This is a genomic window from Streptomyces sp. NPDC088706 (assembly GCF_044752765.1).
GTDB lineage: Bacteria > Actinomycetota > Actinomycetes > Streptomycetales > Streptomycetaceae > Streptomyces.
This window is the reverse complement of sequence record NZ_JBIVLW010000010.1, coordinates 142,676-157,041: the sequence shown is the minus strand read 5'-3', so window position 1 is coordinate 157,041 and position 14,366 is coordinate 142,676. Positions and strand designations below refer to the sequence as shown.

At 71.6% G+C, this 14,366-nt stretch carries 11 protein-coding genes; 8 read left to right on the top strand and 3 right to left on the bottom strand.

What is annotated here, in order from left to right:
- The first annotated feature begins 46 nt into the window (after positions 1 to 46).
- The 5 genes from ACIQAK_RS22600 to ACIQAK_RS22580 all read left to right on the top strand — a co-directional run bounded on the left by ACIQAK_RS22600 (position 47) and on the right by ACIQAK_RS22580 (position 6,661).
- Complete coding sequence (locus tag ACIQAK_RS22600) at positions 47 to 805, top strand: NUDIX domain-containing protein (protein WP_366390695.1); 759 nt, start codon at positions 47 to 49, stop codon at positions 803 to 805.
- 197 nt (positions 806 to 1,002) lie between these two features.
- Positions 1,003 to 2,739, top strand: coding sequence for an ATP-binding cassette domain-containing protein (locus tag ACIQAK_RS22595; RefSeq protein ID WP_366390694.1), 1,737 nt, complete (start codon positions 1,003 to 1,005; stop codon positions 2,737 to 2,739).
- A gap of 160 nt (positions 2,740 to 2,899) precedes the next feature.
- Entirely contained in the window at positions 2,900 to 3,787 is an 888-nt protein-coding gene (locus ACIQAK_RS22590; RefSeq protein WP_366390693.1) for a FadR/GntR family transcriptional regulator, read from the top strand.
- A gap of 323 nt (positions 3,788 to 4,110) precedes the next feature.
- Entirely contained in the window at positions 4,111 to 5,655 is a 1,545-nt protein-coding gene (locus ACIQAK_RS22585; RefSeq protein ID WP_366390692.1) for an RNA polymerase sigma factor, read from the top strand.
- Between the two features lie 175 nt (positions 5,656 to 5,830).
- A complete protein-coding gene (locus ACIQAK_RS22580) occupies positions 5,831 to 6,661 on the top strand; it encodes a serine protease (protein WP_366390691.1) in 831 nt (276 codons plus the stop codon).
- A gap of 157 nt (positions 6,662 to 6,818) precedes the next feature.
- Here ACIQAK_RS22580 and ACIQAK_RS22575 read toward each other — a convergent pair whose 3' ends face one another.
- Positions 6,819 to 7,052 (bottom strand): hypothetical protein, encoded by a 234-nt coding sequence (locus tag ACIQAK_RS22575; RefSeq protein WP_366390690.1) that lies wholly within the window; start codon positions 7,050 to 7,052, stop codon positions 6,819 to 6,821.
- Positions 7,053 to 7,499: 447 nt separating this feature from the next.
- On the opposite strand from ACIQAK_RS22575, the gene ACIQAK_RS22570 reads away from it, so the two are divergent.
- The 3 genes from ACIQAK_RS22570 (at position 7,500) to ACIQAK_RS22560 (ending at position 11,911) form a co-directional block, all read left to right on the top strand.
- The gene (locus ACIQAK_RS22570) at positions 7,500 to 9,626 is read left to right on the top strand and encodes a DNA topoisomerase IV subunit B (RefSeq protein WP_366390689.1); all 2,127 of its coding nucleotides are present in this window, start codon (positions 7,500 to 7,502) and stop codon (positions 9,624 to 9,626) included.
- Positions 9,627 to 9,854: 228 nt separating this feature from the next.
- Positions 9,855 to 10,322 (top strand): DUF485 domain-containing protein, encoded by a 468-nt coding sequence (locus tag ACIQAK_RS22565; RefSeq protein WP_366390753.1) that lies wholly within the window; start codon positions 9,855 to 9,857, stop codon positions 10,320 to 10,322.
- Positions 10,319 to 11,911 (top strand): cation acetate symporter, encoded by a 1,593-nt coding sequence (locus ACIQAK_RS22560; RefSeq protein ID WP_366390752.1) that lies wholly within the window; start codon positions 10,319 to 10,321, stop codon positions 11,909 to 11,911. The genes ACIQAK_RS22565 and ACIQAK_RS22560 overlap by 4 nt, the downstream gene beginning before the upstream one ends.
- Before the next feature lie 66 nt (positions 11,912 to 11,977).
- Here the strand turns inward: ACIQAK_RS22560 and ACIQAK_RS22555 are convergent, their stop codons facing one another.
- Together ACIQAK_RS22555 and ACIQAK_RS22550 are read right to left on the bottom strand one after the other, a co-directional pair.
- Positions 11,978 to 12,646: a response regulator gene (locus ACIQAK_RS22555; RefSeq protein WP_366390688.1), complete on the bottom strand. Its 669-nt coding sequence runs from the start codon at positions 12,644 to 12,646 to the stop codon at positions 11,978 to 11,980.
- Positions 12,643 to 14,337, bottom strand: coding sequence for a sensor histidine kinase (locus ACIQAK_RS22550; protein WP_366390687.1), 1,695 nt, complete (start codon positions 14,335 to 14,337; stop codon positions 12,643 to 12,645). The genes ACIQAK_RS22555 and ACIQAK_RS22550 overlap by 4 nt, the downstream gene beginning before the upstream one ends.
- Between the last annotated feature and the right edge of the window lie 29 nt (positions 14,338 to 14,366).

Here is a 14,366-nt window from a genome sequence, read left to right as displayed (position 1 = left end):
CACCGAAGGGAGTGTTTATCGTCAGGCAGACGACTATGATCGCGGCATGCCGCCCTACGACCCGTCGACCTTCCCGCCCTTCGCCGTCACCGTCGACCTGGTCGTGCTCACGGTGCGCCGCCACGCGCTCTGCGCGCTGGTCGTCCGCCGTGGCGAGACCCCGTTCCAGGGCCGGTGGGCGCTGCCCGGCGGCTTCGTCAGGACGGACGAGGACCTCGCGTCCGCGGCTGCGCGGGAGCTGGCCGAGGAGACGGGACTGTGCGCCCACGATCCGGCGAAACCGGCCGCGGGCAACGGCGCGCACCTCGAACAGCTGGCGACCTACGGTGACCCGGCGCGGGACCCCCGGATGCGGGTGGTCAGCGTCGCTCACCTCGCCCTCGCACCCGACCTGCCCGCGCCCCGGGCGGGCGGCGACGCCAACAGCGCCCGCTGGGCGCCCGTCGAGGACCTCCAGCGCCCCGGCAGCGGGCGGGAGGGCGAGCGGGCGGCACCTCTCGCGTTCGACCACGGGCGGATCCTCGCCGACGGAGTGGAGCGCGCCCGCTCCAAGATCGAATACTCCTCGCTGGCCACGGCGTTCTGCCCGCCGGAGTTCACGGTCGGCGAGCTGCGCCGGGTGTACGAGGCGGTATGGGGCGTGGTCCTCGACCCCCGCAACTTCCACCGCAAGGTCACCGGCACGCCCGGTTTCCTGGTGCCATCCGGCGGGACCACCACGCGACAAGGGGGCAGGCCCGCGCAGTTGTTCCGGGCCGGTGCGGCCACGGTGCTCAATCCGCCGATGCTGCGGCCGGAGATCTGAGGCCGCTCCCGGAAGTCCGAGGCCGCTTCCGGAAGTCCGAGGCCGCTCCGGAAGTCCGAGGCGGCTCCCCGCGCTGAAATGCGGAACACCCGCGGGCGCATTGCTGCACCAAAAGTCGGAAATGTCGCGTTATCTTGCTGCGGTACCCCTCTGCCGCCGAGCGGTCTCACCTTCCGTGAGAGAACGCGAGAGAAGCGATGCTCCAGGCCATCGGACTCACCAGCACCCCCCGCCGCGACGCTCCGCCCGCCGTGGACGACCTGACCTTCGAGGCCCCGCCCGGCCGCGTCACCGCCCTGCTGGGCGCCCCCGGCTCGGGCAAGACCACGGCCCTACGCCTGATGCTCGAACTCGACTCCGGGCGAGGCGTCGCCTACTTCCGTGGCAGGCCGCTGCACCGCATCGCCCACCCGGCGCGCGAAGTGGGCGTGCTGCTCGGTGATGTACCGGGGCATCCCTCCCGTACGGCCCGCGGTCAGCTCCGAATGCTCTGCGCGGCCGCTGGGACGTCCGCCACCCGAGCCGACGAGATGCTCGAAGTCGTGGGCCTCGCAGGGCTCGGGGACCAGCGCCTCGGCACCCTGTCGGTGGGCATGGACCGCCGGCTCGGCCTCGCCTCCGCCCTGCTCGGAGACCCGCACACCCTTGTCCTGGACGAACCCGCCGAGGGGCTCTCACCACGGGAGAACAGCTGGTTGTACGGGCTGCTGCGCGCCCACGCGGTGCAGGGCGGCACGGTCCTGTACGCCACCGCCGACCCCAAGGAGGCGGCCCGCACGGCTGATCGCGTCGTCACGGTCGACGGCGGCCGCCTCGTCGCGGACCAGGAGGTCGCCGACTTCGCCCGCACCCGGCTCCGCCCCCGGGTCGCCGTCCGGACCCCGCACGCCGCCCGGCTCGCCGCGGTCGTCAGCAGGGAGGCACGGGCCGCACAGCGATCCGTCGAGGTGGTCCCCGAAGCCGGCGGCCTGCTGACCGTGTACGGCAGCACCTGCGCGGAGGTCGGGGACACCGCGTTCCGGCACGGGGTCCCGGTGCACCGACTCGCGGACGAGATCGGCGACACCGGCCCCGCCGCCCCGCCCAGCAGCGACGACGCGGCGCGCCGGCCCTCCGCCGTCGCCCTGTCCGAACTGCCGCCGCCGATCCGGGCCCGTCCGGCACGCGGGCCGCTGCGCCCGCTCCGGTACGAACTGCGGCGCTCCCTCGGCGTCAGGACGACGACCGTGATCATGGCCTCCGTGGTGCTGACCTCCGTCGCGCTCTCCGTGCTGCTGGCCCGCACCGGCGGCACCCCCCTGCCGCGCGCGCTCGCCGCCTGGCCCGAGCTGCTGCCGCTGCCTCCCGCCGCCCTGGGCGCGGGCATCCTGGGCGCCCTGTCCTTCGGGGACGAGTTCCGCTACCCGGCGCTCGCCACGGGCCGTGGGACCGTGCCCCGGCGGATCGGCCTGCTGCTGGCCAAGCTGACGGTGACCGCGGGGTTCGCGCTCCTGCTGGCCCTGCTCGCCGTCGTCTGCGGCGCGCAGAGCCTCCGACTCTTCTACGGGCCGGAGTTGGTCACCGTTCCGGTCAATGCCGTTGCACTGGCGGCGAGTTGGGCAGGCCTGACGGTAGGTTGCGCCTGGGCGGGGCTGCTGGCGGCCGGTGTCTTCCGGGTGGCCGGGGCCGGCATCGCCGCCGTACTGGCTGTCCCGGTGCTGGTGGTTCCGCTGGTGCAGAAGGTGTTCGCCGCCCCGTCCGCGCGTTCGGTGACCGGGCTCCCCGGCCGGCTGCGTGAACTGGCCTGGTGGCAGCTGCCGCAGGAGGCGGACCACTGGGTCCTGGCGGTCGCGCGGGTGGTGGCACAGCCCGTGGGTGCCGCACTCACCCTGTCGTTGTCGGCCCTGATCTGTGCGTATCTGTTCACCAGCCTTCGCGGAAAGGTCCGTTGGTGACCGCTGTGGCCCGGCGCCGAGGAGAGGGGACCGTAACTCCCTGAGAAATGCCGGGTTCATTCGCATATGGCGTCAATTGTGGCGTGGGCGCCGATCACCCTTTCGTGTGCTTTTCACCAAAGACCTCAAGGGGCGGGCGAGCTCCGCCGACAAAGGATGCGTGAGTACCCTTGCGCACACCATGATGACCGCCGCCCGCTCCGCCGATTCCGGCCTGGCCGGCTCGGGCGAACTCGATCGCTATCCCTACACGGAGGCGCCGGCCGGCGAGCGCGCCGCGAGCCGGCCCTGGGGCGGCGCCGATTCCGAGTTGGGGCGGGCGAGCCGACGGGGGGCGGCCAGCCGCGGGCGCGGCCTCCACGGCCAACTCGTCCAGCAGCTGGGCCAGATGATCGTCTCCGGCGACCTCGGCGCCGACCGCCCCCTCGTTCCCGAGGAGATCGGCCAGCGCTTCGAGGTCTCCCGCACCGTCGTACGCGAGTCCCTGCGCGTCCTCGAAGCCAAGGGGCTTGTCAGCGCCCGTCCCAATGTGGGTACGCGGGTCCGCCCGGTCAGCGACTGGAACCTGCTGGATCCCGACATCATCGAATGGCGCGCCTTCGGCCCGCAGCGCGACGACCAGCGCCGTGAGCTGGCCGAGCTCCGCTGGACGATCGAGCCGCTCGCCGCCCGGCTCGCCGCCGGCCACGGCCGCGAAGACCTGCAGCAGCGGCTCGGCGACATGGTGGAGATCATGGGCCACGCGATGGGGCAGGGGGACGCGATCACCTTCTCCCGCGCCGACGCCGAGTTCCACGCCCTGCTCATCCAGGCCGCGGCCAACCGGATGCTCGAACACCTTTCCGGCATCGTCTCGGCCGCCCTGCATGTCTCCGGTGGCCCGGTCACCGGCTGTGACCGCCCGGGGGACGCCTCGCTCGCCCACCACGCGCGCATCGTCGACGCCCTGGCGTCGGGTGACTCCGCGGGGGCCGAGACGGCCATGCGCCAACTGCTCGTGGTCCACCCCGACGTGGAGCGTGTGGTTCCCGCGCCGCGCGAGCACTGACCCGTCCACGGCCGGGTGCCCAGGCCCTGTGCCGCCGGACCGCACGGGTCCGGCGGCACAATTGTGCGGGGATGCCCGCCCTGCCACGGTTCGTCGCCAATGGGGTGTGACTCGGGCCACGCGGATTGGCCGTAACACTCCTCGAAGCAGTGCGATGACTTAAGAGGTGACCGCCGCGGAAGGAATACAGCAGCCCCTGGGCGCGCTGTTCAGTTCTGAGGCCAAACCCGCGCCGTCGACGACATCCCCAGTCGACGGTCGTCGGTTCCAGCCCTCTCCAGGGCGGGGCCGGAAGCCGTTTCCATCGTTCCGAGAGGTTGTTCGTGTCGGCCAGCACATCCCGTACGCTCCCGCCGGAGATCGCCGAGTCCGAGTCTGTGATGGCGCTCATCGAGCGGGGAAAGGCTGATGGGCAGATCGCCGGCGATGACGTGCGTCGGGCCTTCGAGGCTGACCAGATTCCGCCAACCCAGTGGAAGAACGTTCTGCGCAGCCTCAACCAGATCCTCGAGGAAGAGGGTGTGACGCTGATGGTCAGTGCCGCGGAGTCGCCGAAGCGCGCCCGCAAGAGCGTCGCAGCGAAGAGCCCGGTCAAGCGCACCGCCACCAAGACTGTCGCGGCGAAGACCACCGTGACCAGGACCGTCGCGGCCGCCGCCCCGGCGGCCGAGAGCGCGGACGCGGTGGCCGACGACGCCGCCGCGGCCGCCCCCGCGAAGAAGGCGGCAGCCAAGAAGACGGCTGCCAAGAAGACCGCCGTGAAGAAGACGGCGGCCAAGAAGACGACGGCGAAGAAGTCCGGCAAGCAGGACGACGAGCTGCTCGACGGTGACGAGGCCGTCGAAGAGGTCAAGGCCGGCAAGGGCGAGGAGGAGGAGGGCGAGGGCGAGAATAAGGGCTTCGTCCTCTCCGACGACGACGAGGACGACGCGCCTGCCCAGCAGGTCGCCGTCGCCGGCGCCACCGCCGACCCGGTCAAGGACTACCTCAAGCAGATCGGCAAGGTCCCCCTCCTCAACGCCGAGCAGGAGGTCGAGCTCGCCAAGCGCATCGAGGCCGGTCTCTTCGCCGAGGACAAGCTGGCCAACGCCGACAAGCTCGCGCCGAAGCTCAAGCGCGAGCTGGAGATCATCGCTGAGGACGGCCGGCGCGCCAAGAACCACCTCCTGGAGGCCAACCTCCGCCTGGTGGTCTCCCTGGCCAAGCGCTACACCGGCCGCGGCATGCTCTTCCTGGACCTGATCCAGGAGGGCAACCTCGGTCTGATCCGCGCGGTCGAGAAGTTCGACTACACCAAGGGCTACAAGTTCTCCACGTATGCCACCTGGTGGATCCGGCAGGCGATCACCCGCGCCATGGCCGACCAGGCCCGCACCATCCGTATCCCGGTGCACATGGTCGAGGTCATCAACAAGCTCGCGCGCGTCCAGCGCCAGATGCTCCAGGACCTGGGCCGTGAGCCCACCCCGGAGGAGCTGGCCAAGGAGCTCGACATGACCCCGGAGAAGGTCATCGAAGTCCAGAAGTACGGCCGCGAGCCGATCTCGCTGCACACCCCGCTCGGCGAGGACGGCGACAGCGAGTTCGGCGACCTGATCGAGGACTCCGAGGCCGTCGTCCCGGCGGACGCGGTCAGCTTCACGCTCCTCCAGGAGCAGCTGCACTCGGTGCTGGACACGCTCTCCGAGCGTGAGGCCGGCGTGGTCTCGATGCGCTTCGGCCTCACCGACGGCCAGCCGAAGACGCTGGACGAGATCGGCAAGGTCTACGGCGTGACGCGTGAGCGCATCCGTCAGATCGAGTCGAAGACGATGTCGAAGCTCCGTCACCCGTCGCGCTCGCAGGTCCTGCGCGACTACCTCGACTAGGAGCGCCCGGCCGGGAGCACCGGTTCCCCGGTAGCACGCGAGTGCACCGGCCAAGGGCGGCCAAGAGCCCGGATCCCCCAGGGGAGCCGGGCCCTTCGGCGTGTCCGGGGGTGCGCAGGCGGACACCCTGGATCACGCTGGGTGGACCGTTGCCACCTCAGTGTCAGGAGCCTTCATGCCCCGTCCCGTCGTCCGTGCCCTGACCGGGGTCTTCGCCCTGACCGCCGCGGCCACCGTGCTGCCGCTCGCCGCACCGCTCCCGGCGGCCGCGGACAGCATCGTCGTCGGCGGACAGCCCGCCCCTGTGGCGGACAGCCCGTGGGTGGTGGCCCTGTCGAGCCGTGACCGGTTCGGAGGAGCGCGCTCGGGCCAGTTCTGCGGCGGTGTCGCCGTGGCGCCCACGAAGATCCTGACGGTCGCCCACTGTCTGGGTGAAGAGGCGCTCGGCGGACCCGTGAGCCGGGTGAAGGACCTGCGCGTCATCGCGGGACGGGACCGGCTGAGTGACGCGGCCGGCCAGGAGATCCCGGTCCGGGGGGTCTGGGTCAATCCGGCGTACGACCCCGCTACCAACGCCGGGGACCTCGCGGTGCTGACCCTGTCCCGGGCCCTGCCCAGGAGCAGCGTCATCCCGATGGCCCGGGCCGGGGACGAGGCGTACCGGGCCGGTACGGGGGCCGCGGTCTACGGGTGGGGGGACACCACCGGAAGCGGTACGTACGCCTCGGTGCTGCGCTCCGCCCGGGTCCAGGTCCTGTCGGACAGCGAGTGCGTCCGTGCCTACCCGGGCGGCCAGGAAGGCACGTACGACGCCTCGGGGATGCTCTGTGCGGGCGATCCGGCCGGGGGGCGGGACGCGTGCCAGGGCGACAGCGGGGGGCCGCTGGTGGCCCGGGGGCGGCTCATCGGCCTGGTGTCGTGGGGGAGCGGCTGCGGGCGCGCGGGCAGCCCCGGGGTGTACACCCGGGTCTCCGCCGTCGTGGACTGGGCCGCGGGCCGCCTCTGAGCCGCTGGGAGAGCGATGTGCGGGTGCCCGTCCTGAGCCGCTGGGAGGCGGCCGGCGCGGGACCCCGCGGAGACGAGAACGGGCGGCACCTCCTGGTGGAGGTGCCGCCCGTCGGCCGGTCCTGGACCGGCCCCTGGCTCGTCGTGGATGCGAGGTGTCAGTGTTGTTCCTCGTCGGCTGCGGTCGCCGGTACGGCGGTGAGCCGATCCGTCTCATCCTGTATTTCCGCGGCGATCTTCTTGAGTTCCGGCTCGAACTTGCGCCCGTGGTGGGCGCAGAAGAGCAGTTCACCGCCACTGATCAGGACGACGCGCAGATAGGCCTGGGCGCCGCAACGGTCACAGCGGTCTGCCGCGGTCAGCGGGCTCGCGGGGGTCAGAACAGTAGTCACGTCGCCTCTTCTCTAGCTCGACGAGCTGTCGTACCAGGGTCAACATCCAACCAGGCCGAAAACGTTCCCGCTCGTGGCTTTTCTTCGAAACTTCTTCTCGGGATGGCTGTCAGTTGCCGGTTGGCGGCGAATGTGCCGTATGCGGAGCGCTACGGTTTCGCGTTGCTTGTCTCGGGGGTGGGTCCCGTCGGCCGGCTTGCCGGTTTGTTCATGAGGACGTGCCCGGAGCCTAAATGGTTCATGCCTCGAAGGGAACGTGATGTGCACGTCACTCCGACGAATGATCGAACATGCATGCGAGCCCGGATGGGGCTCGACTAGCATGAGGATTCCCCGAGGGTGGCGTTACAACCGCTCTACCAGGCCTCTGTAGGCTCTCAGCGGCAACCGAAGCCGATCGTGATACCCACATGAGGCCCAGATGAAATTCAGCGAGGAGCGAACCGCGTGACCGCCGAAACGTCCGTGCCGTCCACCGCGATGCTGACCGCAGCAGGCGGCGACCGGGACAGCTCCAACTACACCGCGCGGCACCTTCTCGTCCTCGAAGGGCTCGAGGCGGTCCGCAAGCGCCCCGGGATGTACATCGGGTCCACCGACAGCCGCGGGCTCATGCACTGCCTCTGGGAGATCATCGACAACTCCGTCGACGAGGCCCTGGGCGGTCACTGCGACCAGATCGAGGTCATCCTCCACGACGACGCCTCCGTGGAGGTCCGGGACAACGGCCGCGGCATCCCGGTGGACGTGGAGCCCAAGACCGGGCTCTCCGGCATCGAGGTCGTCATGACCAAGCTGCACGCCGGAGGCAAGTTCGGCGGCGGCTCCTACGCGGCGTCCGGCGGCCTCCACGGCGTCGGCGCCTCCGTGGTCAACGCCCTCTCCGCCCGGCTGGACGTCGAGGTCGACCGCAACAGCGCGACCCACTCCATCAGCTTCCGGCGCGGCGTCCCGGGCATGTTCACCGAGCAGGGCCCCGACAGCCCCTTCGACCCGGCCAACGGGCTGCGTAAGGGGAAGCGGGTCCCGAAGACCCGTACCGGTACCCGGGTCAGGTACTGGGCGGACCGGCAGATCTTCCTCAAGGACGCCAAGCTCAACCTGGAGACGCTCTACCAGCGGGCCCGCCAGACCGCCTTCCTCGTCCCCGGCCTCACCATCGTCGTCCGCGACGAGCGGGGGCTCGACGGCGAGGGCAAGACCGAGGGGACGTTCCGCTTCGACGGCGGCATCAGCGAGTTCTGCGAGTACCTGGCGCAGGACAAGGCCGTCTGCGACGTCCAGCGACTGACCGGCACGGGCACGTTCAAGGAGACCGTCCCGGTCCTCGACGACCGCGGCCACATGACCGCGACCGAGGTCACCCGGGAGCTCGGCGTCGACATCGCGCTGCGCTGGGGCACCGGTTACGACGCCACCGTCAAGTCCTTCGTCAACATCATCGCCACCCCCAAGGGCGGCACCCACGTCAGCGGTTTCGAGCGCTCCCTCACCAAGACGGTGAACGAAGCGCTCCGCTCCCAGAAGCTGCTGCGGGTCGCCGAGGACGACGTGGTCAAGGACGACGCCCTCGAAGGGCTCACCGCCGTCGTCACCGTACGGCTGGCGGAGCCGCAGTTCGAAGGGCAGACCAAGGAGGTGCTCGGCACCTCGGCGGCCAACCGGATCGTCGCGGCCGTGGTCGCCAAGGAGCTGAAGGCCTTCCTGACCTCCACCAAGCGGGACGCCAAGGCCCAGGCCCGGGCGGTCCTGGAGAAGGCCGTCGCGGCCGCCCGTACGCGGATCGCGGCCCGCCAGCACAAGGACGCCCAGCGCCGCAAGACCGCGCTGGAGTCCTCCTCGCTGCCGGCCAAGCTCGCCGACTGCCGCAGCGACGACGTCGAGCGCAGCGAGCTGTTCATCGTCGAGGGCGACTCGGCGCTCGGCACCGCCAAGCTGGCCCGGAACAGTGAGTTCCAGGCGCTGCTGCCGATCCGCGGCAAGATCCTCAACGTCCAGAAGTCGTCCGTCTCGGACATGCTGAAGAACGCCGAGTGCGGCGCCATCATCCAGGTCATAGGAGCCGGGTCCGGGCGGACCTTCGACATCGACGCCGCCCGCTACGGCAAGGTCATCATGATGACCGACGCCGATGTCGACGGCTCCCACATCCGCACCCTGCTGCTGACCCTCTTCCAGCGCTACATGCGCCCGATGGTCGAGGCCGGGCGGGTCTTCGCGGCGGTGCCCCCGCTGCACCGGATCGAGCTGGTCCAGCCCAAGAAGGGCCAGGACAAGTACGTCTACACGTACTCGGACAACGAGCTGCGCCAGACCCTGCTGGAGTTCCAGCGCAAGAACGTCCGGATCAAGGAGTCCATCCAGCGCTACAAGGGCCTGGGCGAGATGGACGCCGACCAGCTGGCCGAGACCACGATGGACCCGCGCCACCGCACGCTGCGCCGGATCAACATCGGCGACCTGGAATCCTCCGAGCAGGTCTTCGACCTCCTGATGGGCAACGAGGTCGCGCCCCGCAAGGAATTCATCACCAGCTCGGCGGCGACCCTGGACCGTTCGCGCATCGACGCCTGACCCGCGTGACCGCTCGCCCCCGCTCCCCGGACGACCGGGGGGCGGGGGCCGCGTACGTTCGGGGGCTCGCGCAGCCGTCCGGCACTGCTGTCACCTGAAGAGGTGAATTCGGGCGAATGACACGCCTGGGATCCTCCCGCACCGCCCATGGTGGGCCACGCGGCCGACAAGGTCCGCGGACAAGGGAGTTGCCCGGTGGAGAAGGAAGCAGGGCCGACGGCCGCGGGAGTGCGGCTCGACGACCCGTGGTACGAGGCCCCGGCCGCGGGCCGGGGCGAGGCGGACGGGGCGACGGGCACGGCGGCCGACGGCCCACCGCGCCCCGGTGAGCCGCGGCCCGCGCCGAGCGCGGCCGAGATCTACCTGGAGGTGCACCGCAGCCCGGCCTTCCGCGAGGTGCGCCGCCGGTACCGCCGATTCGTGGTGCCCGCCGCCCTCGCCTTTCTCCTCTGGTACCTCGCCTATGTCGTCGCGGCGACCACGGCACCCGCGCTGATGGCCCGCCCGCTGGTCGGCGCGGTCAACGTGGCGATGCTGGCGGGCCTCGGCCAGTTCCTCACCACCTTCCTCCTGACCTGGGCGTACGCACGCCACGCACGGCTGCGCAGGGACCGGGCCGCGCTCGATCTGCGGTGGGACACCCAGGAGATGACGCGAGGGCTGACGGGGCAGTCGGTGGGAGGGACCGTATGGTGAGAGGCGACCACCAGACACTCGCCCTGCTGCTGTTCTGCGCGTTCATCGCGGTGACGCTCTTCATCACCACCTGGGTCAGCCGCAACCGGCAGGGCTCCGCCGAGGAGTTCTACGCCGGAGGACGCCTGTTCTCGCCGATGGAGAACGGTTTCGCCATCGCCGGCGACTACATGTCGGCCGCCTCCTTCCTCGGCATCTCCGGGCTGATCGCCCTGTTCGGCTACGACGGCATGCTCTACTCGGTCGGCTTCCTGGTGGCCTGGCTGGTGGTTCTGCTGCTCGTCGCCGAACTCGTCCGCAACTGCGGCCGGTTCACCCTCGCCGACGTGGTCGCCGCCCGCCTGGCGGAGCGGCCGGTGCGCACCGCGCTCGGCACCTCGTCCGTCACCGTCTCCGTGCTCTACCTCGTCGCTCAGATGGTCGGCGCGGGGTCCCTAATGGCCCTGCTGCTCGGCGGGACGAGCGACGCGGCCCGGTCCTGGACCGTGGTCGGTGTCGGAGCGCTGATGGTGATCTACGTGTCCTTCGGCGGGATGCGCGCCACCACCTGGATCCAGATCGTCAAGGCCGTGCTGCTGATGGGCGGAGCCGTCGCCCTCACCGTGCTCGTCCTGGTCCACTTCCGCGGCGACGTCAACAGCCTGCTGAACACCGCGGCCGAACGCAGCGGCCACGGCAAGGACTTCCTCGCCCCCGGCCTGCGTTACGGCGACGACTGGACCTCACGCTTCGACTTCATCAGCCTGGGTGTGGCCCTCGTCCTCGGCACGGCGGGGCTGCCGCACATCCTGTCGCGCTTCTACACCGTGCCCACCGCCCGCGCCGCGCGCCGGTCGGTCGTCTGGTCCATCGGCCTGATCGGCAGCTTCTACCTGATGACGATCGTGCTCGGCTTCGGTGCCGCCGCCCTCGTCGGGTCCGCCGATGTCCGGGCCTCCAACGCGGCGGGGAACACCGCCGTCCCCCTGCTCGCCCTGGTGCTCGGCGGCGGTGAGGGCTCCACCGGCGGAGCGGTTCTCTTCGCCGTCGTCGCCGCCATCGCCTTCGCCACCATCCTGGCCGTCGTCGCGGGCATCACGCTCGCCTCCTCGGCCTCCGTCGCCCACGACCTCTACGCCTCGTTCCGCCGCCCGGGCCGCAGGCAGTACGGCGAAGTGGCCGTCGCCCGGGTCGCCGCCGCCGGGATCGGGGCGGTCGCCATCGGGCTCGGCCTGCTCGCCCAGAACCTGAACGTGGCCTTCCTGGTCGGCCTCGCCTTCGCCGTGGCGGCGTCGGCGAACCTGCCGGCCCTGCTCTACTCCCTGTTCTGGCGGAACTTCACCACCCGGGGAGCCGTCTGGGCGGTGTACGGCGGCCTCGTCCCCGCCGTCGTCCTGGTCCTGGTCTCACCCGTCGTCTCGGGCAGCCCCACGTCCCTGTTCCCGGGCGTCGACTTCCAGCTCTTCCCGCTGGAGAACCCCGGGCTCGTCTCGATCCCGCTCGGCTTCCTGGCGGGCTGGCTCGGGACGGTCACCTCGCGCGAGGCGTCGGACGCGGCCAAGCACGCCGAGAGCGAGGTCCGGTCCCTCACGGGGGCGGGGGCGGTCTGACCGACAGGCCTCAGGGCGTGTCCGGCGGATCCCGACCGGATCCGGCCCTGATCCGCCGGACAGGCCCTAGGCCCAGGCGTAGCGGTGCTCCGGGCGGCCCGTCTCGCCGTACCGCAGGGTCAACCGGACCTTGCCGGTCCGCTCCAGCAGCTTCAGATAGCGCTGTGCCGTCTGCCGGCTCATCCCCGCGCTCTCCGCGATCTCCTGCGCGGAGAGCGGGCCGTCCGCGTCGCGCAGCGCCCGCCGGACCAGTTCCGCGGTGCTGGGGGAGTGGCCCTTGGGCAGGTCAGGCTCGCCCGCCGCCCACAGGGCGCCGAAGAGCCGGTCGACCTCCGCCTGCTCGGCCTCGCCGCCGCCGTCGAGCGTGTGGCGCAGCGCCGCGTACGCCTCCAGCTTCGTGCGCAGACCGGCGTACGTGAACGGCTTGACCAGGTACTGGAGCGCGCCGTGCCGCATGGCTTCCTGCACGGTGGCCACGTCGCGGGCGGCGGTCACCATGATCACGTCGACCTGACGGCCCAGGCGGCGCAACTCCCGCACGACGGCGAGGCCGTTGCGGTCCGGGAGGTAGTGGTCCAGCAGGATCAGGTCGACGGGCACCTCCTCGACCACGGCCAGCGCCCGGGCCGCCGAGTGCGCCTGCGCGGCCACCCGGAATCCGGCGACCTTGGCGACGTACGCCGCGTTGATCCCCGCCACCCGGACGTCGTCGTCCACGATCAGGACCTGGATCACCGGTTCTCTCCCGTCGTGGCCGGAAGTGTCGTGTCCGGAAGTGTCGCGGCCGCCCGCGCCGTCGTGGCCGGGTCCGGCTCGGCCAGCGCCTCCGGGAGGACGACGGTGAACACCGCACCGCCCCCGTCGGCCCCGGCGACGGTCACGCCGCCGCCCTGCCGCTCCGCGAGCCTGCGGACCAGCGGGAGCCCGAGGCCCCGCTTGCCGTGCGCGGGGAGGTCCTTGGTGGACCAGCCCTCGGTGAAGATCGACGCGTACTGCTCGGGGGCGATCCCGGGGCCGCTGTCCCGTACCCGTAGCACCACCGTACGGCCCTCGGCCCGCAGACCGACCTCGATCCGGGCGTCCCCCGACCCGGCCGCCGCGTCCGTGGCGTTGTCGACGAGGTTGCCGACCACCGTGACCAGGCCGCGCGGGTCGACCACCCGGTCCGGCAGCAGCGTGCCGGGCGCCAGCCGCAGCGAGACACCGCGCTCGGCGGCCACCGTCGCCTTGCCGACGAGCAGGGCGGCCAGCAGCGGATCCCGCACCTTCTCGGTGACCTGCTCCGCCGTCGCCCGGTGGACGCCCACCACCTCCGTGACGAACTGCATGGCGTCCTCGTGCATCTCCAGCTCCAGCAGGCCCAGCAGGGTGTGGAGCCGGTTGGCGTGCTCGTGGTCCTGGGCGCGCAGCGCGTCGATCAGCCCGGTGGTGGAGTCGAGCTCCCGGCCGAGGTGTTCGAGTTCGGTCCGGTCGCGCAGGGTCACCACGGCCCCGCCGTCGTCCGTCTCCATCCGGTTGGCCAGGAGCACCCGGCTGCCCTGGACGGCCAGCAGGTCCTCGCCCCGCACCCGGCCCGCCAGCACATCCGCGGTCCGGCCGCCGTCCAGCACCGCCTCCAGCGGCCGGCCCGCCGCCTCGGGGCCGAGGCCGAGCAGCCGCTGGGCCTCGTCGTTCAGCAGCCGGATGCGGCCCGTGCCGTCGAGCGCGACCACCCCTTCGCGGATCGAGTGCAGCATCGCCTCGCGCTCGGTCAGCAGCGCGGAGATGTCGGAGAACGCCAGGTCATGGGTCTGGCGTTGGAGCCGGCGGGAGATCAGGTACGCGGCGAGCGCGCCGACGGCCAGGGCCCCGCCCGCGTACGCGAGGAGCTCCGGGATCGCCCCCAGCAGGCGGGCGCGGACGCTGTCGTACTCGATCCCGACCGAGACGGCACCGGTCACCTCGCCGGAGACGCCGAGCAGCGGCACCTTGCCCCGGGCGGAGCGGCCGAGGGTGCCGCTGTCGATCTCCATGACCTCCCGGCCGCGGAGCGCCTTCCCGGGGTCGGTGGAGACCACATCGCCGATCCGGTCGCTCTCCGGGTGCGACCAGCGCACGCCCCGGCGGTCCATGACCACGACGTACTCCGCGCCGGTGGACCGCCGGATCCGCTCGGCGGCGGACTGTACGGGGCCGAGCGCGGACGGCTCCGTGGTGCGCAGGTCCTCCGCGATGCCCGGCTGGGCGGCCGTGCTCTGGGCGATGGCCAGTGCGCGGCGCATCGCCTCGTCGTCGAGCTGGGCGCTGAAGGGGGCCAGGAAAAGACCGGTGACCAGCACGGTGACGCCCGTGATGATGGCCAGCTGCATCAGCAGGACCTGGGAGAAGACCCGCTGCGGCCAGCCGAACCGTCGCGGTCCCCGGTCGGAGATCGGTGGGGCGTTCATCGTAGAGACGGTAAAGGGCGCGGGGGCCG